Annotated in this window: 13 protein-coding genes; 11 read left to right on the forward strand and 2 right to left on the reverse strand. The window is 67.3% G+C overall.

The window, feature by feature from the left end; all coding sequences use genetic code 11:
* Positions 1-4: 4 nt before the first annotated feature.
* Together DEH84_RS09125 and DEH84_RS09130 are read right to left on the reverse strand one after the other, a co-directional pair.
* Positions 5-1,261 (reverse strand): GGDEF domain-containing protein, encoded by a 1,257-nt coding sequence (locus DEH84_RS09125; protein ID WP_159098924.1) that lies wholly within the window; start codon positions 1,259-1,261, stop codon positions 5-7.
* Positions 1,262-1,394: 133 nt separating this feature from the next.
* The gene (locus tag DEH84_RS09130; protein WP_245932541.1) at positions 1,395-2,534 is read right to left on the reverse strand and encodes a D-alanyl-D-alanine carboxypeptidase family protein; all 1,140 of its coding nucleotides are present in this window, start codon (positions 2,532-2,534) and stop codon (positions 1,395-1,397) included.
* Between the two features lie 238 nt (positions 2,535-2,772).
* On the opposite strand from DEH84_RS09130, the gene DEH84_RS09135 reads away from it, so the two are divergent.
* The 11 genes from DEH84_RS09135 to treZ (DEH84_RS09180) all read left to right on the forward strand — a co-directional run bounded on the left by DEH84_RS09135 (position 2,773) and on the right by treZ (DEH84_RS09180) (position 20,817).
* Entirely contained in the window at positions 2,773-3,264 is a 492-nt protein-coding gene (locus DEH84_RS09135) for a DUF421 domain-containing protein (RefSeq protein WP_245932542.1), read from the forward strand.
* Positions 3,265-3,427: 163 nt separating this feature from the next.
* On the forward strand, positions 3,428-5,344 hold the full coding sequence (gene treZ, locus DEH84_RS09140) for a malto-oligosyltrehalose trehalohydrolase (RefSeq protein WP_109038300.1): 1,917 nt from the start codon (positions 3,428-3,430) through the stop codon (positions 5,342-5,344).
* Positions 5,341-7,392, forward strand: a complete 2,052-nt coding sequence (locus DEH84_RS09145) for an amylo-alpha-1,6-glucosidase (protein ID WP_109036579.1) — start codon at positions 5,341-5,343, stop codon at positions 7,390-7,392. Before treZ (DEH84_RS09140) ends, DEH84_RS09145 begins: the two co-directional genes overlap by 4 nt.
* 69 nt (positions 7,393-7,461) lie before the next feature.
* On the forward strand, positions 7,462-7,854 hold the full coding sequence (locus DEH84_RS09150; RefSeq protein ID WP_109036580.1) for a ChaB family protein: 393 nt from the start codon (positions 7,462-7,464) through the stop codon (positions 7,852-7,854).
* A gap of 8 nt (positions 7,855-7,862) precedes the next feature.
* Positions 7,863-8,111, forward strand: a complete 249-nt coding sequence (locus DEH84_RS19125) for a cell wall protein (protein WP_159098925.1) — start codon at positions 7,863-7,865, stop codon at positions 8,109-8,111.
* Positions 8,112-8,262: 151 nt separating this feature from the next.
* On the forward strand, positions 8,263-10,161 hold the full coding sequence (gene glgB, locus DEH84_RS09155; protein WP_109036581.1) for a 1,4-alpha-glucan branching protein GlgB: 1,899 nt from the start codon (positions 8,263-8,265) through the stop codon (positions 10,159-10,161).
* Positions 10,139-12,226: an alpha-1,4-glucan--maltose-1-phosphate maltosyltransferase gene (locus DEH84_RS09160; protein WP_109036582.1), complete on the forward strand. Its 2,088-nt coding sequence runs from the start codon at positions 10,139-10,141 to the stop codon at positions 12,224-12,226. The genes glgB and DEH84_RS09160 overlap by 23 nt, the downstream gene beginning before the upstream one ends.
* Positions 12,223-15,597, forward strand: a complete 3,375-nt coding sequence (treS, locus tag DEH84_RS09165; RefSeq protein ID WP_109036583.1) for a maltose alpha-D-glucosyltransferase — start codon at positions 12,223-12,225, stop codon at positions 15,595-15,597. The genes DEH84_RS09160 and treS overlap by 4 nt, the downstream gene beginning before the upstream one ends.
* Before the next feature lie 20 nt (positions 15,598-15,617).
* Positions 15,618-16,820, forward strand: coding sequence for a glycoside hydrolase 100 family protein (locus DEH84_RS09170; RefSeq protein ID WP_425429008.1), 1,203 nt, complete (start codon positions 15,618-15,620; stop codon positions 16,818-16,820).
* Positions 16,817-18,946, forward strand: a complete 2,130-nt coding sequence (gene glgX / locus DEH84_RS09175) for a glycogen debranching protein GlgX (RefSeq protein WP_109036584.1) — start codon at positions 16,817-16,819, stop codon at positions 18,944-18,946. The genes DEH84_RS09170 and glgX overlap by 4 nt, the downstream gene beginning before the upstream one ends.
* On the forward strand, positions 18,943-20,817 hold the full coding sequence (gene treZ / locus DEH84_RS09180) for a malto-oligosyltrehalose trehalohydrolase (RefSeq protein ID WP_218929721.1): 1,875 nt from the start codon (positions 18,943-18,945) through the stop codon (positions 20,815-20,817). Before glgX ends, treZ (DEH84_RS09180) begins: the two co-directional genes overlap by 4 nt.
* Positions 20,818-20,826 lie beyond the last annotated feature (9 nt).

A 20,826-nucleotide genomic window follows, 5' to 3' on the forward strand; every position in this document is an offset into this window, starting at 1 on the left:
GCCCTCAATCGGCCGTGGCGAAGGCAAAGACCCGGTTGCGACCGGTCTGCTTAGCCTGATAAAGCGCCTCGTCAGCCGCAGAGATCAACTGCGCCGGGGTGGCATGGGGCGCCGCGGGTCGCATGCAGGCCACGCCGATGCTCACGGTGACGATGGCATGCGTGCTCGAGCCAGAGTGCAGGCGGTTCATCCCTTCGATGCCCTTGCGGATGCGCTCGGCGGCGGCCTGGGCAGTGGCCAACGGGGTGTCGGTGAGCACGGCAATGAACTCTTCGCCACCGAAACGGCCCACCAGGTCGCTGGGGCGGCGCAGTCTGCGCTTGAGCGTGGCCGCCACATCCTGCAGGCAGGCATCGCCTTCAGGGTGCCCGTACATGTCGTTGTAGGCCTTGAAGTGGTCCACGTCGATCATCATGACCGACACCTCGGTGCCATCCACCCGGGCACGTTCCCACACCTGGCTGAGGAAGTCGTCGACGTGCCGGCGGTTGGCCACACCCGTCAGCAGGTCGCTGCGCGAGACGTGCTCGAGGTGGGCGTTGGCGGATTCCAGTTCGTCGAGCAGCAGGCGCTCGCGCAGGCGCATGAGCCAGTTGCGGCGCATGTCCTTTTCCATGGTGTAACAGCCGTACAGCGTGAACACCGCGGTGGAGGTGACCGTCAGCATCACCGGCACCATCAGGGCCACCGGGGCGCGGTCGCGCATGAACCACGCCGACACCGCGCAGCACCCCACCACAACCACGTCCATCACCAGCGCGGGCCCGAAGCGCATCCGCGCCACCCCGCTGCAGAACGTGAGGATGGAGGTGAGGCTGACCAGGTAGGCCGGGGCGAGTTCGTCGGTGCTGGCCACACACAGCCAGGCCGAAATCAGGCTGGCGACGATGCCGGAGGTGGCGGCCACGCCCTCGCGCACGCGCGGCAGGTCGATGCGCGTGAGCACGAAGATGGCGGCGAACATCAACGGCGTGTAGACCAGCAGACGCAGGCGCAGCGCCAGATCGAACTGGTCGGGCACCATCAGCCAGTCGGACACCAGCATCAGGTTGTAGGCCACCGCCACGAGCGCGCTGTTGACCAGCAACTGGCGCATGCGCTCCGGGGCCACATCGCGCTGGAAGCGGCCCTCGAGCTCGCCCGGAAAGCGCAGCCCGCGCCACCCATGGTCGATCAGCCCGTCGACCAGGTCGGGCAGTGCCAGACCTTCGACAGCGGGGCGCGGAGCAGGGCGATCGGGTTGCGTTGCAGCCCGGTCCAACAAGGCCCCATCCCGGGTCAATGTGTTACTGCTACCGGTACCTGCCATGCAAAGCATCGTACCGGATCACTCCCCGGGGCCGACACCCATTGCGCTCAATGCTTACCCTAGCCAGGGGGGCGGTTCGTCCGATTTACCGGAACAGGCCTTGCAATTGCTGCCAGCTGCGCTTGAAGAAACCGGCGCGTTCGACCGCTTCGAGCGCCACCACCGGCTGTTCGGCCAGCGTCTTGCCGTCGACCGAGGCCACCACCTTGCCCACCACGGCGCCCTTGGCAATCGGCGCGGTGAGGTTGGGTTGCATCTGCACGGCTGTGCGCACTTGCGCGGCCTGGCCGCGCGGCACCAGCACGGACCAGTCGCGCGCCACACCGGCACGCACCTGATCGGCCACCCCGAACCGGACAGCCCCTACACCCGCAGGCGCCTGGGCCTTCAGCAGATTGGCGCTCTCAAAGGAGCTGAAACCCCAGTTGAACATCGCACGTGTCTGGTCGGCGCGCGATTGCATGCTCTTCGAGCCCATCACCACCGAGATCAGGCGCATGCCGTTGCGGCGGGCCGAGGCCACCAGGCAGAAGCCGGCCTCGCTGGTGTGACCGGTCTTCAGGCCATCCACGGTGGGATCGGTGTAGAGCAGGGCGTTGCGGTTGCCCTGCTTGATGCCGTTGAACTTGAATTCCTTTTCCGCGTAGATGCCGTAGTACTCGGAGCTGTCACGGATGATGGCGCGCGCCAGGATGCCCAGGTCACGCGCCGAGGCCAGGTGGTTGGGCGCCGGCAGGCCGGTGGCGTTGGCGAACTGGGTGCGCGTCATGCCCAGGCGCTTCGCTTCCTTGTTCATCAGTTGGGCAAAGGCCTCTTCGGTGCCCCCGAGGTGCTCGGCCACGGCCTTCGAAGCATCGTTCCCGGACTGGATGATGATGCCGCGCAGCATGTCCATCACCGAAGCCTGGCTGTTGAGGGGCAGGTACATGCACGACTCGGTGCTGGAGCCCCGGCACCAGGCGTGCTCGCTGACCGAGATCATGTCGTTGGGCTTGATGCGGCCACTCTTGAGCGCCTGCTCGACGATGTAGCTCGTCATCATCTTGGTGAGCGAGGCGGGCGGCAGCGCCTGGTCGGCGTTGCTGGCCATCAGGACCTGGCCCGACTCGAAGTCCATCAACAGGTAAGCCTTGGCCTCGATGGCCGGCGGCGGCACCAGGGTCTGAGCAGCGGCAGTCAGCGGGGCGGCGAGGCAGGATGCGGCCAGGATCAGGGCCGCTTGCATGCGGCCGGCAGAAAAGCGGAAAGTCATCGGTACATGGCCTGCGGCGTGCAGGCGGCAGTCGTCACATGAAGAGGGGGCGCATCCGAAGCAGTGCAGATGCAGCCGGGTGCCGCATCATAGGCCCACGTCAGTGGCCGCGGGCGCGCAGGGCGATGTAGCGATGCGGCATGGGCATGCGGCCTGCAGGAGCGCAACGGGAGGCACTGAAACGATGTTTACCGACGTTTTCTCTTTCACCATGGATCCACTGGAGGTGGTGCTCCGCGGTACGGCGATGTACTGGTTTCTGTTTGCCATGTTCCGCTTCGTGCTGCGGCGTGACGTGGGCGCGGTGGGCATTGCCGACGTGCTGTTGCTCGTCATCGTCGCGGATGCCGCACAGAACGGCATGTCGGGTGATTACAAGACTGTGCCCGAAGGGATGCTGCTGGTGGGCACGCTGATCGGCTGGAACGTGCTGCTGGACTGGGCGAGCTTCCGCTTCACATGGATTCGGCGCCTGGCGGAGCCGCCACCTTTGCTGTTGCTTCGGAATGGCCGGTTCCATCGACGCAACATGCGCCGTGAACTGATCACCACCGAAGAGCTGATGGCCGCCTTGCGCCAGCATGGCGTGAAGGAGCCATCCGAGGTCAGCGAGGCCTACATGGAAGGCGATGGGAGCTTCAGTGTGCTGACCAAGGACAAGCAATCCGCTGGGGGCGGGCACAAGGGGCCACCGGGGGCCTGAGCGGGGAGCAAGCCGCTTCATGGCTGGTCGCCGGGCACGATTTCTGGTCGCCATGTGAGTTGACATAATATACATCGTAGCAAGTAATATGAGCCCAGAAACCGGTCAATTGGGCATGGCACTTGCCGCCCCATTCCTCATCTCGACTTCGGGCCTACGCACCATGCCTGCCCGCGATTGTGCTCCTGTCACGCCTGGCCGCCCGCTGTTGGGCGCCCGCGTGGACTCGGATGGCACGCACTTCCGAGTGTGGGCGCCCACCGCCCGGCATGTTCACGTGGTCTGCGCGGGTCCTGGCACGCCGTGCCAGCGCTGGCCGCTGGCCCCGGAGCCGGACGGCCACTTCAGCGGCACCTTGACTGAAATCGGCCCCGGAACGCTTTACCGATACCAGATCGATGACGGCGAGCCACTCCCGGATCCCTGTTCGTCGTTCCAGCCAGACGGGCCGCATGGCCCCTCGCGGGTGGTCGACCACGCGGCCTACGCCTGGCAGGACGATGGCTGGCCCGGCGCCCCCTTGTCAGGCCAGGTGATCTACGAACTGCATGTGGGCACCCTGACGCCCGAAGGCACGCTCGATGCCGCCATTGCGCGCCTGCCTGACCTGCGGGAACTCGGCGTGACGCTGCTGGAGTTGATGCCGCTGGCCGAGTGTGTCGGGCGCTGGAACTGGGGTTATGACGGCGTCGGCCTGTATGCGCCGTACCACGTGTATGGCGATCCTGACGCGCTCAAGCGCTTCGTGGATGCAGCCCATGCCCTGGGTCTCGGGGTGATGCTCGATGTGGTCTACAACCACCTGGGCCCCGATGGCAACCATCTTCCGGCCTTCAGTCCGCATTACTTCACGGGGCGCTATGCCAACGAATGGGGCGATGCCTTCAACTTCGATGGCCCGGACAGCCGGCCTGTGCGAGATTACGTCATCGGCAGCGCCTGCCACTGGATCGCGCAGTACCACCTGGACGGGCTGCGGCTGGATGCCACGCAGAGCATGCATGACGCCTCGCCGGTGCACATCATCACCGAACTGGCGCAGCAAGCGAGGGCCGCGGCCGGGGCGCGCCAGATCCTGCTCATTGCCGAAAACGAACCGCAGCACACCTGCCTGGTTCGGCCGCGATCGGCTGGTGGCCACGGGCTCGACGCCATGTGGAACGATGACTTCCACCACTCGGCGCGGGTGGCGCTGACCGGACGGCATGAAGGCTATTTTCATGACCACCGCGGACGCGCCCAGGAGTTCGTGTCGGCCCTGCGGCACGGCTTCCTCTTCCAGGGGCAGCACTACGCGTGGCAGAACCAGCCGCGCGGCACGCCGACCGGTGACGTGCCCGCCGCCGCCTTCGTGCACTTCCTGCAGAACCACGACCAGGTGGCGAACACGTTTTATGGCCAGCGCGTGCATGAGCTCACCAGCCCCGGCCGTCTGCGTGCGCTCACCGCGCTGATGCTGCTGGGCCCGCAGACGCCAATGCTGTTCATGGGGCAGGAATTTGCGGCCTCGGCGCCCTTCACGTTCTTTGCGGACCACAAGCCCGAACTGGCAGAAAAGGTGTTCGAGGGGCGTCGCGCCTTTGTCGCGCAGTTCAAGCCTTATGCGACACCGGCTGCACAGGCCGCCCTGCTGGATCCGGCCGACGAGGCCACGTTCCTTCGCTGCAAGCTCGACTGGGCGGAACGCCTTCGTCATGCAACGGTGTTGGCCTTGCACCGGGATCTGCTGCGGCTGCGGCGCGAGGACCGGGTCATCGCAGCCCAGGACCGCACCATGCTGGATGGCGCGGTCCTCAGCGAGCACGCCTTCGTGATGCGCTGGCGCGGCGGCTCACTCGGTGAGCGACTGCTGGTGGTCAACCTGGGTGATGAGCTGGACTTCCGCCCGGGGCCCGAGCCCTTGCTGGCGCCGCCGGAGAGCAGCGCCTGGCAACTGACCTGGTCCAGCGACGATCCCACTTATGGCGGCCCGGGCGCCCTGCACCCGGGTGAAGACAACAAGGGCTGGATGCTGCCCGGCGAAAGCGCCGTGCTGCTGCGGGCAGTGCCCTGCCCCGCCTCGAATGGAGAGTCACGATGAACCTGCAGCCCATCGAAATCGACTGGCGCCCCGGCGATGATGTGAGCGCCTTGCGTGATCGGGAATGGCTGGTGACCAATGGCCTGGGCGGCTTTGCCTCGGGCAGCCTGCTCGGCATCAACACCCGGCGTCACCATGGGCTGTTCGTGCCGAACCTGCCCAACCCCAAGGGGCGGCACATTCTGATCTCGCGTTTCGACGAAGAGATCCAGGCCCGTGGCAGACAGGTCAAGATCGGCGGCGCCGAGTACCTCAACGGCCACCTCGACACCGACGTGCACCGCTGCCTGGCCAGCTTCCGCTGGGATCACCTGATGCCCGTGTGGCGCTACGACATCAACGGCGTGGTGATCGAGAAAACCATCGTGATGCCGCACAACCAGAACACAGTGTGCGTGTTGTACCGGCTGCTGGAGGGGGAACACGTTGAACTGCGGCTGCGGCCTTTTCTGGCTTTCAGGCGGCAGGATGCGGTGCTGGTGCACGAAGAGGAATGGCCGTTCACGCTGTCGTTCTCGCGCGGGGTGTACGAGGTGCGGCGCGACCGCACCGACCTGGCCCTGCAGTTCGGGCTCACGCCGGCCAGCGGCGGGTTCACGTGCCACGAGGTGGTCGGCCAGCACGCGCTGTACCGCGTCGAGCAGATGCGGGGCTATGACCACAGCGAGCATCTCTACAGCCCGGGCTACTTTTCAGCCACCCTGCACCCGGGGCAGCCGCTTACCTTCGTGGCCACGGCCGAGGGGCGGGAGGCCTTGAAGGGCGACGGCATGGCGGCGGTGGAACATCAGCAACGCCGGGTGGAGCGCATCCTCCAGATGGCGCCACCCGAGGTGGTGCAGGACCCCGTGGCGGCCCAACTTGCTGCCGCCGCAGATGCCTTCATCGTCGTGCCCGGCAGCCGGCTGGAAGAGGCACTGCACGCCCGTGCGAGCGGCGACCAGATCCGCACCGTGATTGCGGGCTACCACTGGTTCGGGGACTGGGGCCGCGACACGATGATCAGCCTGGAAGGCCTCACGCTGTGCACCGGCCGCCATGCCGAGGCGCGCGCCATCCTGCAGACCTTTTCGCACTATGTGCGAGATGGCCTGCTGCCCAACCTCTTTCCAGAAGGCGAGCGCGAGGCGCTGTACCACACGGTCGATGCGACGCTGTGGTACTTCCATGCCATTGACCGCTACACCACGTGCTCGGGGGACCGCACCCTGATGCACGAACTGTTTCCGGTGCTCAAGCAGATCATCGAACACCACGTGCGGGGCACCCGCTACGGCATCGGGCTGGACCCACAGGACGGGCTGCTGAGGGCGGGCGCACAGGGCTATCAGTTGACGTGGATGGACGCCAAGGTGGACGGCTGGGTGGTGACGCCCCGTCGGGGCAAGCCGGTGGAGATCCAGGCCTTGTGGCACAACGCGCTGCGCCTGATGGTCGACTGGTCGGTGGAGGTGGACGATCCCGATCCGCGCTGTCTGCGACTTGCCGAGCAGGCGCGCGCTTCGTTCAACCGCCGTTACTGGTCGCCGACCCTGCTCCATCTGTTCGATGTGGTGGACGGCGAGGCGGGCGAGGAGATCAACGACGTGGCTTGCCGGCCCAATCAGGTGTTTGCCATGTCGCTGCGCCACCCGGTGCTTGACCGGGTGCATTGGGAGCCGGTGCTCGACACCGTACGCCGACAGTTGCTGACGCCCTGGGGTCTGCGGACGCTGGCGCCGGGCCATCCGGCCTACAAGCCGACGTACGAGGGTGACCTGCGGTCGCGGGACGCGGCCTACCACCAGGGCACGGTGTGGCCCTGGCTGATCGGGCACTTCATCCAGGCGTGGCTGAAGCTGCACCCGGATCGCACGGCGGCGCGGGCCTTCCTGGCTGACCTGCCAGCGCATCTCAGCGAAGCAGGCATCGGCAGCATCAGCGAGATCTTCGATGCCGAGCCGCCGGGCCTGCCCCGAGGGTGCGTGGCCCAGGCGTGGAGCGTGGCAGAGGTGTTGCGTGCATGGTTGATGACAGCCCCGGCTGCGCCCTCCGATGCGGCGGACTGACAAGTCGACCTGCCGCAGGGCATGTCACTTGCCCGTGGGGAGCATCACCCTTCCACCGAGGACCCCGCCATGCCGAGCAGAACCGCCAACACCGCCCTGCCCTCGACGCTGAAACGCTCGCCGGCCAAGGCCCAGCGCACGTACGCCAAGACGCTGGCCCATGCCGAGGAAAGCTACGGCCCGGGCGAACGAGCGCGCCGCACGGCCATGTCGTCGCTCAAGCACAGCTTCGAGAAGGTGGGCGACCACTGGGAGCCGAAAGCCCGGCGCGGCCCGTCCGATCCGCAGGCGGCGGCCTCGGGTGATGCCGCCCGCCAGGGCGACCGCCCGACGTATGGCGGCGTGGACGCCCAGGGACAGTCTCGCGAGGCGCTGTATGCACGAGCCCGTGAGCTCGGTATTCCGGGGCGCGCCCGGATGAACAAGGCTGCACTGGCTGAAGCCATTGCGCGTCGTCAGTGAGGTCGCCCATGTCCGTTCCCACCGTTCCCTCCCCTGTGCCACCCGGTCCGGGCACGCCCTCGCCCGCCCCTGACATTCCGACGCCGGAAGGCCCGGATGTACCGGATCCGCAGGGCCCCGACTTTCCGCAGCCCGACCGCGGCCCGGAGATCACACCGACCGCCCCTCAGCCCGAGATCGCCCCGCCGCTGACGGAGCCCGAGGTGTCGCCCGTGCCGCCGCAGCCAGAGGTCACCCCGCCCCCCGAGATCCGGTGAAACGGGGGCCTGCGCACCGGCACCTTTTCCCGGTGCGTGTGCACTTCTTGCCAGCCCACCCGCGGGGCTTCCATCCCGTACCCCGGCGGCCGCAGGCCAGCCGGGCACGTCCTTTGCCACCGTGCGATACCGCCATCTTCCGGCTCGGCCCATGCTCAGTGACCTCGACATCCATCTGCTGCACGAAGGCACGCATGCCCGGCTGTACGACATCCTGGGAGCCCATCCCAACGAAGGCCCCGAAGGCGGCACCCGGTTCGCGGTGTGGGCACCCAATGCCGAGCGGGTCACGGTCATGGGCGACTGGAACGGCTGGGATCCACACGCTCATCCGCTGAGCCCGTGTGAGCGCGGCAGCGGCATCTGGCATGGCGTGATTCCGCAGGCGCGGCAGGGGCACATCTACAAGTACCACCTCTGCAGCCTGCAACACCACCAGGAGCTGGTGAAGGCCGACCCCGTGGCCTTCTATGCCGAGGCGCCACCCGCGACCGGCTCACGGATCTGGAGCAGCCATTACGCGTGGGGGGACCAGGCCTGGATGGCGCGCCGCGCCGAGCGCAACGGCCTGTCCGCGCCCATGTCGGTCTACGAGGTGCACGTGGGCTCGTGGCGGCGCCCCGATGGCCGGCCGATGGGCTGGCGGGCGCTCGCGAAAGAGCTGGCGGCGTATGTGAAGGAGCTGGGCTTCACGCACGTGGAGTTGATGCCCGTCACGGAGCACCCCTTCTACGGCTCCTGGGGCTACCAGACCACCGGGTACTTCGCCCCCACCGCCCGCTACGGCACGCCCGAAGACTTCATGGCCTTCGTCGACCATCTGCACCAGAACGACATCGGCGTGATCCTCGACTGGGTGCCTTCGCACTTTCCGACCGACGCCCACGGCCTGCATTACTTCGATGGCACCCACCTCTACGAACACGCCGACCCGCGTCAGGGCTTCCATCCCGAGTGGCATTCCAGCATCTTCAACTACGGGCGCGGCGAGGTCAGCAGCTTCCTGATCTCGTCGGCGCTGTTCTGGCTGGATCGCTATCACATCGATGGCCTGCGGGTCGACGCGGTCGCATCCATGCTCTATCTGGACTACGCCCGGCAGCACGGCCAGTGGGTGCCGAACCAGCATGGTGGCAAGGAGAACCTGGAAGCGATCACCTTTCTGCGGCGACTCAACGAGGCCCTGTACCGCGCCCACCCGGATGCGTTCTCGGTGGCCGAGGAGTCGACCGCCTGGCCCATGGTGTCGCGCCCGACCAGCATGGGCGGCCTGGGCTTCGGCATGAAGTGGAACATGGGCTGGATGCACGACACGCTGGCATTCATGAAGGAAGACCCGCTGTACCGGCGGCATCACCTGGGCCGCCTCACCTTCTCGCTGGTCTATGCCTTCAACGAGAACTTTGTGCTGCCGCTGTCGCACGATGAGGTGGTGTACGGCAAGGGCTCGCTGATCGGCAAGATGCCCGGCGACCCCTGGCAGAAGATGGCCAACCTGCGCCTGCTGCTGTCGATGATGTGGACGCACCCGGGCAAGAAGCTGCTGTTCATGGGCGGCGAGTTTGCGCAGCAGCGCGAATGGACGCACGAGGGTGAACTGGAGTGGCACCTGCTGGCCCAGGCGCCGCATCAGGGCGTGATGCGCCTGGTGCAACAGCTCAACGCCCTGCTGCGGCGCGAGCCGGCACTGTACGAAATCGACTTCGGCCCCGAGGGGTTCGAGTGGGTCGAGAGCCACGATGTGGTCAACAACGTGATCGCCTTTCTGCGCAAGCCGCGGGGTGGCGCCGGCAGCCTGCTGGTGGTGTGCAACCTCACGCCCGTGCCCCAGCAGGGCTACACGCTGGGGGTGCCCGCGCCGGGCCACTGGCAGGAAATTTTCAACAGCGACGCGACCGATTACGGTGGATCGGGCTGGGGCAACCTGGGTGGCGTGATGGCCATCAACCAGCCGAGCCACGGGCGCCCCTGGTCGGTGCCCCTGACTCTGCCACCGCTCGCCGCCGTCGTGCTCAAAGGGGAGGCGCATGCCGCGCAAGGCCAATACTGAACCGAGAACGCCACCGCCGCAACTGGTCGGGGCGCCCCATGAAGGCCGCGCCCGCGCGGTGATCGATGCGGTGCTGCCGCATGTGGATGCGGGCCGCTTTGCGGTCAAGTGCATTGCCGGTGAGCCCTTCGAGGTGACGGCGCACGTGTTCACCGATGGGCATGATGCCGCGCGCGCCGTGCTGCGGTGGCATGCCGAAGCCGGCGACGCGCAGGACGTCGAGATGCACCCGCTTGGCAACGACGAGTGGCGCGCGGCCTTCACGCCGCCCGTACCCGGTCGCTATGGCTACACGGTGGTGGCGTGGGTGGACCGCTTTCAATCCTGGCGCGGCGAAATGAAGCGCCGCCAGGGCGAGGCCGACATCCGGCTGGCCATGCGCATCGGCGCCGACCTGCTCGACGACGCTGCCAGCCGCGCCGCCGGTGAAGACCGTGAGCACCTGAGCGAGGCCGCACGGCAGTGGCGCTGGCACGCCACCGACGAGGCGGTCGAGGTGAACGCCATCCAGGCCATTGCGCTGGACGAGGCCATTGCCGCCCGCGCGTTGCGCTACCCGGATCGGCGTCTGCAAACGGTGTGGCCGCAGACGCTGCCGCTGGTGGCGGATCGCCTGCGGGCCCGGTTCAGCGCCTGGTATGAACTCTTTCCCCGCTCGGCGGGTACCCAGCCCGGCGTGCATGGCCGGCTCACCGACGTGGTGGCCCGCCTGCCCTATCTGGCCGAGATGGGGTTCGACGTGCTGTACCTGCCACCCATCCATCCCATCGGCCGTGAACGCCGCAAGGGCCGCAACAACGCCGAGGTGGCGGAGCCGGGGGATGTGGGCAGCCCATGGGCCATCGGTGCCAGCGAAGGCGGTCACAAGGCCGTGCATCCGGAACTGGGCACCGCCGCCGATCTGGCCGACCTGGTGACGCGTGCGGCCGAATACGGCATCGAGATCGCGCTCGACATTGCCTTCCAGTGCGCGCCCGACCATCCCTATGTGAACGAGCATCGGGAGTGGTTCCGCTGGCGTCCGGACGGCACGGTGCAGTACGCCGAGAACCCGCCCAAGAAATACCAGGACATCTATCCGTTCGAGTTCGAATCCAGCGACTGGCCGGCGCTGTGGCAGGAACTGCGCAGCGTCTTCGACTTCTGGATCGCGCTGGGCGTGCGCGTCTTCCGTGTCGACAACCCACACACCAAGCCCTTTGCGTTCTGGGAATGGGCGATCGCGCAGATCAAGGCGCAGCACCCGGACGTGATCTTCCTGTCGGAAGCCTTCACGCGCCCCAAGGTCATGCACCGGCTGGCCAAGCTCGGCTTCACGCAGTCCTACACCTACTTCACGTGGCGACAGACAGGCGAGGAGCTGCGGGCCTACTTCACTGAGCTGGCCGAAGGGCCCGGGCGGCACTACTTCCGGCCCAATGTGTGGCCCAACACGCCGGACATCTTCCACGAGCAGTTTCACCACCAGGGGCGCCCCGTGTTCGCGCTGCGCGTGGTGCTGGCGGCCCTGCTCTGCCCCAGCTACGGTCTGTATGGGCCAGTCTACGAGCTGCTGGAGAACCGCCCCCGTAGCCCGGGCAGCGAGGAATACCTCGACTCCGAGAAGTATCAGCTTCGGCACTGGGGCGAGACGTGGACGGTGGACCGCCCGGACAGCGTGGCCGGGTTGATTGCGCGGCTCAACCGGCTGCGACGCGCCCATGTGGCCCTGCAGTCGATGGACCGATTGCGGTTTCACGACACCGACAACCCACAGCTGCTGGTGTGGTCGCGGCAGGCCCGCGAAGGCGAAGACACGCTGATCGTGGTGCTCAACCTGGATCCGCAGTACGCCCAGTCGGGCTGGGTGACGCTGGACCTGGGCGCGCTGGGACTGCCCACCGATGCACCGTACGAGCTGCATGACGCGCTCACCGAGCAACGCTTCACCTGGCAGGGAGCGCACAACTTCGTGATCCTCGACCCTTCGGTTACCCCCGCACATGCGCTGGTCGTGCAGCGCCCCGGGGCTGCAGCGGCAGGCATGCCTCCTGCCCTGTCAGATCAGCACGTTGTGGAGCCATGAACATGCTCTCGCCCGACATCCCGCAACTCGAAGAAGCCGCCCAGGGCGCCACCGTGCCGCGTGACGACCAGGCACTCTGGTACAAGGACGCGGTCATCTACCAGCTCAACGTGAAGGCGTTCTTCGATGCCGATGAAAACGGCATCGGCGATTTCAACGGTGTGACAGCCCGGCTCGACTACATCAAGGACCTGGGCGTCAACGCCATCTGGGTGATGCCGTTCTACCCCTCGCCCCTGCGCGACGACGGCTACGACATCTCGGGCTACGAAGAGATCCATCCCTGCTATGGCACGCTGGACGACTTCAAGCGCATGCTGGATGAAGTCCACAAGCGAGATCTCAAGCTGATCACCGAGCTGGTGATCAACCACACGTCCGACCAGCACCCGTGGTTCCAGGCGGCCCGCCGCGCGCCGCCTGGCTCACCTGAGCGCGACTTCTATGTGTGGAGCGATACCGACACGCGCTACCCCGAAACGCGCATCATCTTTACCGACACGGAAACGTCCAACTGGACGTGGGATCCGTTGGCCAAGGCCTACTACTGGCACCGTTTCTTCAGCCACCAGCCCGACCTGAACTTCGACAACCCGGCCGTGCTGGAGGCCGTGTTCAAGGTGATGCGCTTCTGGCTCGACATGGGCGTGGATGGCTTCCGGCTCGATGCCATTCCCTACCTGATCGAGCGAGAGGGAACCAACAACGAGAACCTGCCGGAGACTCACGCCATCATCAAGCAGTTGCGGGCGGCCATCGACGCGAACTACGAGAACCGCTTCCTGCTGGCCGAAGCGAACCAGTGGCCCGAGGACGTGCGCGACTACTTCGGCGAAGGCGACGAGTGCCACGCGGCCTACCACTTCCCGCTGATGCCACGCATGTACATGGCCATCGCACAGGAAAACCGCTTCCCGGTGGTCGAGATCATGCGCCAGACGCCTTCGATTCCGGATACCTGCCAGTGGGCGATCTTCCTGCGCAACCACGATGAGCTGACGCTCGAGATGGTGACCAGCAAGGAGCGCGACTACATGTACAACACGTACGCGGCCGACCCGCGTGCACGCATCAACCTCGGCATCCGGCGGCGACTCGCGCCGCTGATGGAAAACAACATCGACACCATCAAGCTGATGAACAGCCTGCTGCTGTCGATGCCCGGCTCGCCCATCATCTACTACGGCGATGAGATCGGCATGGGCGACAACGTCTACCTCGGCGACCGCAATGGCGTGCGCACGCCGATGCAGTGGAGCCCGGATCGCAACGCCGGGTTCTCACGCGCGGATCCGCAGAAGCTGTACCTGCCGCCCATCATGGACGCGGTCTATGGCTACCAGGCGGTCAACGTGGAAGCACAACTGCGCGACCCTTCCTCGCTGCTCAACTGGATGCGGCGCATGCTGGCCGTGCGCAAGAGCAGTCACGCGTTCGGTCGCGGCACGCTGACCTTCCTCAAGCCGGGCAACCCGAAGATCCTGGCTTACCTGCGCGAGTACGAGGACGACACCATTCTGTGCGTGGCGAACCTCGCGCGCTCGGCGCAACCGGTGGAGCTCAACCTTTCGCGCTACAAGGGGCGGGTGCCGGTCGAACTGCTGGGCCGCACGCTGTTTCCACCGATCGGCGAGCTGCCCTACCTGCTGACCATTGCGGCACACGGCTTCTACTGGTTCCGGCTCGACAAGGACGCCGGCGCCCCGAGCTGGCACGAGGAGCACGTGCCGATGGAAGACGTGCCGGTGCTGGTTCTCTTTGACAGCTGGCGGAGCTTCTTTCCCGAGATGGTGGTGCCGTGGCGGTCGGGGCTGGCGGTCAAGACCCGGGCGCAACTGGAGGAGCAGGTGCTGCCCCGCCACATCGAGACCCAGCGCTGGTATGCGGCCAAGGGCCAGGCCATCGAGCGGGCCTCGCTGCGTGACCATGTGATGTGGACGGACGGCACGCTGAGCTGGCTGATCACACTGGTGGACGTGGAGGGGGCCGGCGATGGGGTGAGCTACTTCATGCCCCTGGCAAAAGCTTGGGAAGAAAGGGATGAAGAACGCACGCGGGCCCTGGCCATGACGGCGCTGGCCCGCACGCGGCAGCATGCCCAGGTCGGCGTGATGGCCGATGCGTTTTCGGATGCCGCGTTCTGCCGTGCGGTGGTGCGGGCCATGGGTCAGGGGGTGAGCCTGCCCACCTCGGGTGGCACCCTGCGCTTCGAAGCCAGCGCGGTCTACGAGACCCTGCTGGGCGATCAGCTCGACAGCCTGCCCGTCAGCAAGCCACTCGGCCAGAGCAGCAACACCGTTGTCACGATGGACGAGACGCTGTTCCTCAAGGGCTATCGGGCCGTCCGCCCGGGTCCCAGCCTGGAGTACGAGGTGGGCCGATTTCTCACCGAGGTGGCCCGCTTTGCGCACATCGTGCCCGTCGCCGGCCTGCTCACGCACGAGTCGCCCGACGGCACGGAACGCCCGTTGGCCATCCTGCAAGGCTACGTGGCCAACCAGGGCGACGGCTGGGCCTACACGGCCGGCTACCTCGAGCGGCATCTGGAGCGCGCGCGGTCCATGGTCGAGGCAGAGGCACAGGATGTGCACGCGGCCTTCCTCGACCTGATCCGCACGCTGGGCCGTCGCACGGCCGAGCTGCACACCGCGTTCGCCACACCATCGGGTGATCCCTTGTTCGAACCGGAGCCCCTGACGGCCACCGACGTGGCCGCCATCCAGGCCCGTGTGCGGGCCGATGTGGCGCGCAGCCTCGACCTGTTGTCCGACCGACAGGGTGACCTGCCTGCCGAGGTGCGTGATGCCGCTGCCGCGGTGCTGGCCGGGCGCGATGCCCTCATCGGCCTGATCGAGCGGCCCTTGAGCGTGCCGCCTGGTGCCCAGCGCATCCGCTGTCATGGCGACTATCACCTGGGCCAGGTGCTCGTGACCGCCAACGACTTCGTCATCATCGACTTCGAAGGAGAGCCGGCTCGGCCCATCGAGGAGCGACGCGCCAAGCAGCCACCCTGGCTGGATGTGGCCGGCATGCTGCGGTCATTCAGCTATGCCCGCCTGGGCGCACTGCGCTCGGCCGTGCACTCGGCCGAGGAGCAAGCCTTGCTGGGGCCGGTTGCCGAAGCGTGGGAGCAGCAGGCGCGCGAGGCTTTCCTGGCCGGCTACACCCAGCCGGAGGCGCCTGAGCCGGCCGATGTGAACGAGGGCGCACCGTTCGTGGCCAGGCTGGCGGGCCACGATGCGGCCCTGCTCACGCTGTGCGAGCTGGAGAAAGCGCTGTACGAGCTGCGCTACGAGTTACACAGCCGTCCGGACTGGGTGGCGATTCCCCTGGCAGGGCTGCTGCAGCTGCTGGGCCGGGAGGCCATGTGAGCACTGCTGCCGATCCCGCCGTGGCACCGGCTTCGCTGCCGCCGACCGGTGCCGAAGCCGACGAGCTGATCGAAGCCTGCACCCGGGCGTCGATCAACCTGTTGAAGGACAACCTGACACCGTCCGGCATCCTGGCCGCGAGCCGCACCAAGGCGGCCGAAAGCCGGAGCTACACGCGCGTGTTCGGGCGTGATGCAGCCATCTGCGTGCTCGCCATGGCGGGCAGCGGCGTGCCCGCGCTGGAACAGGGCGCGGTCGACAGCCTGGATTCGCTGGCGCGGGCGCAGGCGCAGAACGGCCAGATCCCGAAGTACGTCGACCCGCTGGGCCACGACGCCGACTTCTGGTACCTCGGCTGTGTGGACGCGACGCTGTGGTGGCTCATTGCCGTGGCGCATGTCCAGCGCCACTCGAACATGCCCGGCGTCTTCGGCCGCTGGCGCGGGCACATCGACCGGGCCATCACCTGGCTGCAGGCACAAGAGCACCAGCGCTTCTTCCTGCTGCAACAGAACGAGGCCAGCGACTGGGCCGACATCATGCCCCGCTCGGGCTTCGTGCTCTACACCAACGCCTTGTGGCACCGGGTGAAGGACCTCTTCGATCTGCCCAAGCTCGACGAGACGCATTACCACTTCAACCACCTCTTCCATCCCTATCAGAGCGACCTGCCCGAATACCGCCGGGGGCGGCTGCTGCAGCATTACGCCCGGCGCGGGCAGCGCAACAAGGGCCTGTACCTCAGCTTCGTCAACCTGTCATTCGTGGGCGATGAGGGCGATGTGTTCGGCAACGTGCTTGCCGTTCTGTATGCCCTGCGTGAGGATGCGGCCGGGCGCGACGTCATGAAGACGCTGATCAACGCCGGTGTGCACGAGCCTTATCTGGCCCGTTCGGTGACGACGCCGATCACGCGGGATCACGACCTCTGGCGGGCCTACATGGCGCGCCACCAGCAGAACCATCCGGACCAGTATCACAACGGCGGCATCTGGCCCTTCATCGGCGGCTTCTTCCTGCTCGCCCTGATTGGACAGGGCCAGACGGATCTGGCGCGGACGGAGCTGGTGAAGCTCGCTCATGTGCTGAGCCTCGACAACTGGCGGTTCACGGAGTGGTTCCACGGCCGCACGCTCGCACCCTGCGGCATGCCCGGCCAGAGCTGGAATGCCGCCGCGTTCCTGATGGCGCGAAGGGCACTGGACGGCGGCGGGCTGTCATGAGTGGCGGGACCTTGCGCGTGGGGCGCCCCTGGCCGCTGGGTGCCACCTGGGACGGCAATGGCATCAACTTCGCGTTGTTCAGCAGCGCGGCAGAGCGGGTGGACCTGTGCGTGTTCGACGCGCCGGAAGACGCGACCGCGCGGATCACCTGGCCGCTCGCCCACCGCACCGGTCACATCTGGCACGGCTACCTGCCCGAGGCCGGGCCGGGCACGCTGTACGGGTGGCGCGTGCACGGCCCTTATGCGCCCGAGCAGGGCTCGCGCAACAACGCCGCCAAGCTGCTCATCGACCCGTATGCGCGCGTTCTTCGGGGTGCGCTGCCCTGGTCGCAAGCCCATTACGCCTACGACCTCGAAGACGACGACGGCGATCTCTCGTTCAACAACGAAGACAGCGCCGGCGTGATGCCCAAGTGCGAAGTCATCGACGAGGCCTACGACTGGGAGGGCGACACCCTGCTGCACACGCCGTGGCGCGACACAGTGATCTGCGAACTGCACGTGAAGGGCTACACGCAGCGCCATCCGGACGTGCCGCCCGCCTTGCGGGGCACGTACGCCGGCCTGGCGACCGAGCCGGTCATCGCGCACCTGAAGTCGCTGGGGGTGACGGCCGTCGAGCTGCTGCCGGTGCATGCCTTCGTGGACGACCACCGGCTCACGGCCATGGGCAAGCGCAATTTCTGGGGCTACAACACGCTGGGCTTTTTCGCGCCCGAGATGCGCTACAGCGCCACCGGCGAGGTCAACGAGTTCAAGGACATGGTCAAGCGCCTGCACCGCGCGGGCATCGAGGTGCTGCTGGACGTCGTCTACAACCACACGGCCGAAGGCAACCATCTGGGCCCGACGCTCTCGCTGCGGGGCATCGACAACGCCGCGTACTACCGTCTGGCCCACGACCGCCGCTACCACGTCGACTTCACCGGCACCGGCAATACGCTGGACACGCACCACCCGATGGCCCTGCGCCTCGTGATGGACAGCCTGCGTTACTGGGTGACGCAGATGCATGTCGACGGCTTCCGGTTCGACCTGGCCACGGCGCTGGCACGCGGCGGCGGCACGGCCGACTACGACATCCGCAGCAGCTTCTTCGCGGCCGTGGCCCAGGACCCGGTGCTCAGCCAGGTCAAGCTGATCGCCGAGCCCTGGGACCTCGGACACGGTGGCTACCGCGTGGGCGGCTTTCCCACCGGCTGGGCCGAATGGAACGGGCGATACCGGGACGACGTGCGCGCCTACTGGCGGGGCGATGAAGGCGCCCTGCCCGCTTTTGCCCGCCGGCTGAGCGGCTCGGCCGACCTGTATCAGCACGATGGCCGCCGCCCGGTCGACAGCATCAACCTGGTGACGGTACACGACGGCTTCACCCTGCGTGACCTCGTCAGCTACAACGAGAAGCACAACGAGGACAACGGCGAGGGCAACCGCGATGGCGAATCCCACAACCTCAGCTGGAACTGCGGTGTGGAGGGCGAGACCCACGATGAGGCAGTGCTGGCCCTGCGCGCGCGGCAACAACGCAACTTCCTGGCCACGCTGTTTCTTTCGCATGGCACGCCCCTGCTGCTGGGCGGTGACGAACTGGGGCGCACCCAGCAAGGCAACAACAACGCCTACTGCCAGGACAACGAACTGAGCTGGGTGGACTGGACCGAAGCCCGGCACCACCCACTCAAGGCCTTTGTGGCCCGCCTCGCGGCACTGCGGCGCAGCCTGCCGGCCTTGCGCCGCACCGATTTCCTGACCGGGCTGCCGGGCCCTGACGGCCGCAAGGACCTGACCTGGTTCAACTCCGCCGGGCTCGAGATGAGTGCCGACGAATGGCACAACCCCGCGGCACGCAGCGCATGCGCCATCTGGTGCGGTCAGCAGACCGACGAACGCGACGCGCAGGGCCGCCCGCAGCCGTGCGAGAGCGTGCTCATGATCGTCAACGCCTACCACGACCGCCTGCGCTTTGCCCTCCCCGCTTATCGCAGCGATGCCTGGACGGTCGTGCTCGACACCGCTGCCCCCGAGGGGGAACCGCCCCGCCGCGAATGGCACGCCGGTGAGCGCTATCCCGTGGCGGGCCGCTCTCTGGTCCTGATGACCCAATCCCACTCGGAAACAGCATGAAGCGCGCCTGTCACCACATGCCTTACGGGGCAACGCTGCTGCCGCAGGGGGGCGTGGCCTTCCGTCTCTGGGCGCCTGCGCCCTTGCCGATCGATCTGCTGGTCTACCAGCCTGATGGCAGCGAGCAGGCCATTCCCTGTCAGCCCGACGCGCTGGGTTGGCGGGAGGCCATCGTGCCCGGCGCCGGACCGGGCACCCGGTATCACTGGCAGGTGCACGGGCCAGCCGGCCCCATCCGCGTGCCGGACCCGGCTTCACGCTGGAACCCGGAGGGCGTGGACGGCCCCAGCGAGGTGGTCGACCCCCAGCGCTTTCGATGGGATGAGGACTGGCGCGGCCGCCCCTGGTGCGAGGCGGTGCTGTACGAACTGCACGTCGGCACCTTCACGCCCGAGGGCACCTATGCCGCAGCCGAGGCGCATCTGGCAGATCTGGCCGAAGACGGCATCACCTGCATTCAGCTCATGCCACTGGCCGCGTTCCCGGGGCGCTTTGGCTGGGGCTATGACGGCGTGCTGCCGTTCGCACCGCATGCACCCTACGGATCACCCGACGAGCTCAAGGCCTTCGTGCGGGCGGCGCACCGCCTCGGCCTGATGGTGATGCTGGACGTGGTCTACAACCACTTCGGCCCGCAGGGCAACCACCTGTCGCTGTACGCACCGGCGTTCTTCACGGACCGACACCAGACCCCGTGGGGCGCCGGGCCGAACTTCGACGGGCCCGAGTCGGCCGCAGTGCGCGGCTTCTTCCTCCACAACGCGCTGTACTGGCTGGAAGAGTACCAACTCGACGGTCTGCGGTTCGACGCGGTGCACGCCATCCTCGACGACAGCAGCCCGGACATCATGGAAACGATCTCGATTCGGGCGCGCGCAGCCTGTGCCGGGCGACAGGTGCACCTGGTACTGGAGAACGATCACAACGACTCAAGGCGGCTGGCGGCAGCCGGGACCGCCGGGCGCTTCGACGCCCAGTGGAGTGGCGACGCCCACCACGCGCTGCATGTCTGGCTCACGGGCGAGCGGGAAGGCTATTACGCCGAGTACGCCAGCGCGCCGCTGCCGATGCTGGCTCAGTCGTTGAGCCAGGGCTTTGCCATGGTGGGGGCCCCGCATCTCGCCAACGAGGCGCAACAGGCCGACAACCCGCGGCGCCGCGCCACCGAAGCCGTGCCGCTGTCGTGCACCGTGAACTTCCTGCTCAACCACGATCAGATCGGCAACCGGGCGCATGGCGAGCGGCTGCATGCCCTGGTGGACGAGGCCCCGATGCGGCTGGCCGTGGCCATGCTGATCCTGTCCCCATCGCCGCCCCTGCTGTTCATGGGTGAGGAGCGCGGGGCCCGCACGCCGTTTCTCTACTTTGCCGACTGGCAGGGCGAGTTGCGTGACGCGGTCGTGGCCGGGCGCCGCCGGGAGTTCGCCCATTTCAGCGCCTTTCGCGACGAAGCCGCCCGCGCGGGCATCCCCGATCCGTGCGACGAAGCCACCTGGCGCCGCTGCCAGCTCGACTGGTTGGAGGCCGACTCCGAGCCCGCACGCCGATGGCGAGCCTGGTATCGCGCGCTCCTCACAGTCCGGCACGACGCGTTGCACCCCACACTGCACCGCCTGGCACGAGCGGGTCATTCTGGCGAGGTGATCGACGGCCGTGCACTCGACATCCGCTGGCGGTTCGAGAACGCCTTCGGCGTCCCGGCCAGGTGGTTGCAGATGCAGGCGAACCTGTCCGCGCAGCCGCTGTTGCTTGCCCCCGAGGGCGATGCGGCCGACATCGCGCGGGCCACGCCTCTGTTCGACGTGGGTGACGTGAGCCCGGCGCAACTCGGCCCCTGGTCGGGGCGATGGCGCTGGCTGCCTGCTGACTGACAAACACGA

This window comes from Aquabacterium olei (assembly GCF_003100395.1).
In the GTDB taxonomy this organism is placed as follows: domain Bacteria; phylum Pseudomonadota; class Gammaproteobacteria; order Burkholderiales; family Burkholderiaceae_C; genus Aquabacterium; species Aquabacterium olei.

Coding starts and splice junctions, on each gene's coding strand:
- DEH84_RS09130 (WP_245932541.1), bottom strand. CDS start 2,534: ATGCAAGCGGCCCTGATCCTGGCCGCATCCTGCCTCGCCGCCCCGCTG.
- DEH84_RS09135 (WP_245932542.1), top strand. CDS start 2,773: ATGGATCCACTGGAGGTGGTGCTCCGCGGTACGGCGATGTACTGGTTT.
- treZ (WP_109038300.1), top strand. CDS start 3,428: ATGCCTGCCCGCGATTGTGCTCCTGTCACGCCTGGCCGCCCGCTGTTG.
- DEH84_RS09145 (WP_109036579.1), top strand. CDS start 5,341: ATGAACCTGCAGCCCATCGAAATCGACTGGCGCCCCGGCGATGATGTG.
- DEH84_RS09150 (WP_109036580.1), top strand. CDS start 7,462: ATGCCGAGCAGAACCGCCAACACCGCCCTGCCCTCGACGCTGAAACGC.
- DEH84_RS19125 (WP_159098925.1), top strand. CDS start 7,863: ATGTCCGTTCCCACCGTTCCCTCCCCTGTGCCACCCGGTCCGGGCACG.
- glgB (WP_109036581.1), top strand. CDS start 8,263: ATGCTCAGTGACCTCGACATCCATCTGCTGCACGAAGGCACGCATGCC.
- DEH84_RS09160 (WP_109036582.1), top strand. CDS start 10,139: ATGCCGCGCAAGGCCAATACTGAACCGAGAACGCCACCGCCGCAACTG.
- treS (WP_109036583.1), top strand. CDS start 12,223: ATGAACATGCTCTCGCCCGACATCCCGCAACTCGAAGAAGCCGCCCAG.
- glgX (WP_109036584.1), top strand. CDS start 16,817: ATGAGTGGCGGGACCTTGCGCGTGGGGCGCCCCTGGCCGCTGGGTGCC.
- treZ (WP_218929721.1), top strand. CDS start 18,943: ATGAAGCGCGCCTGTCACCACATGCCTTACGGGGCAACGCTGCTGCCG.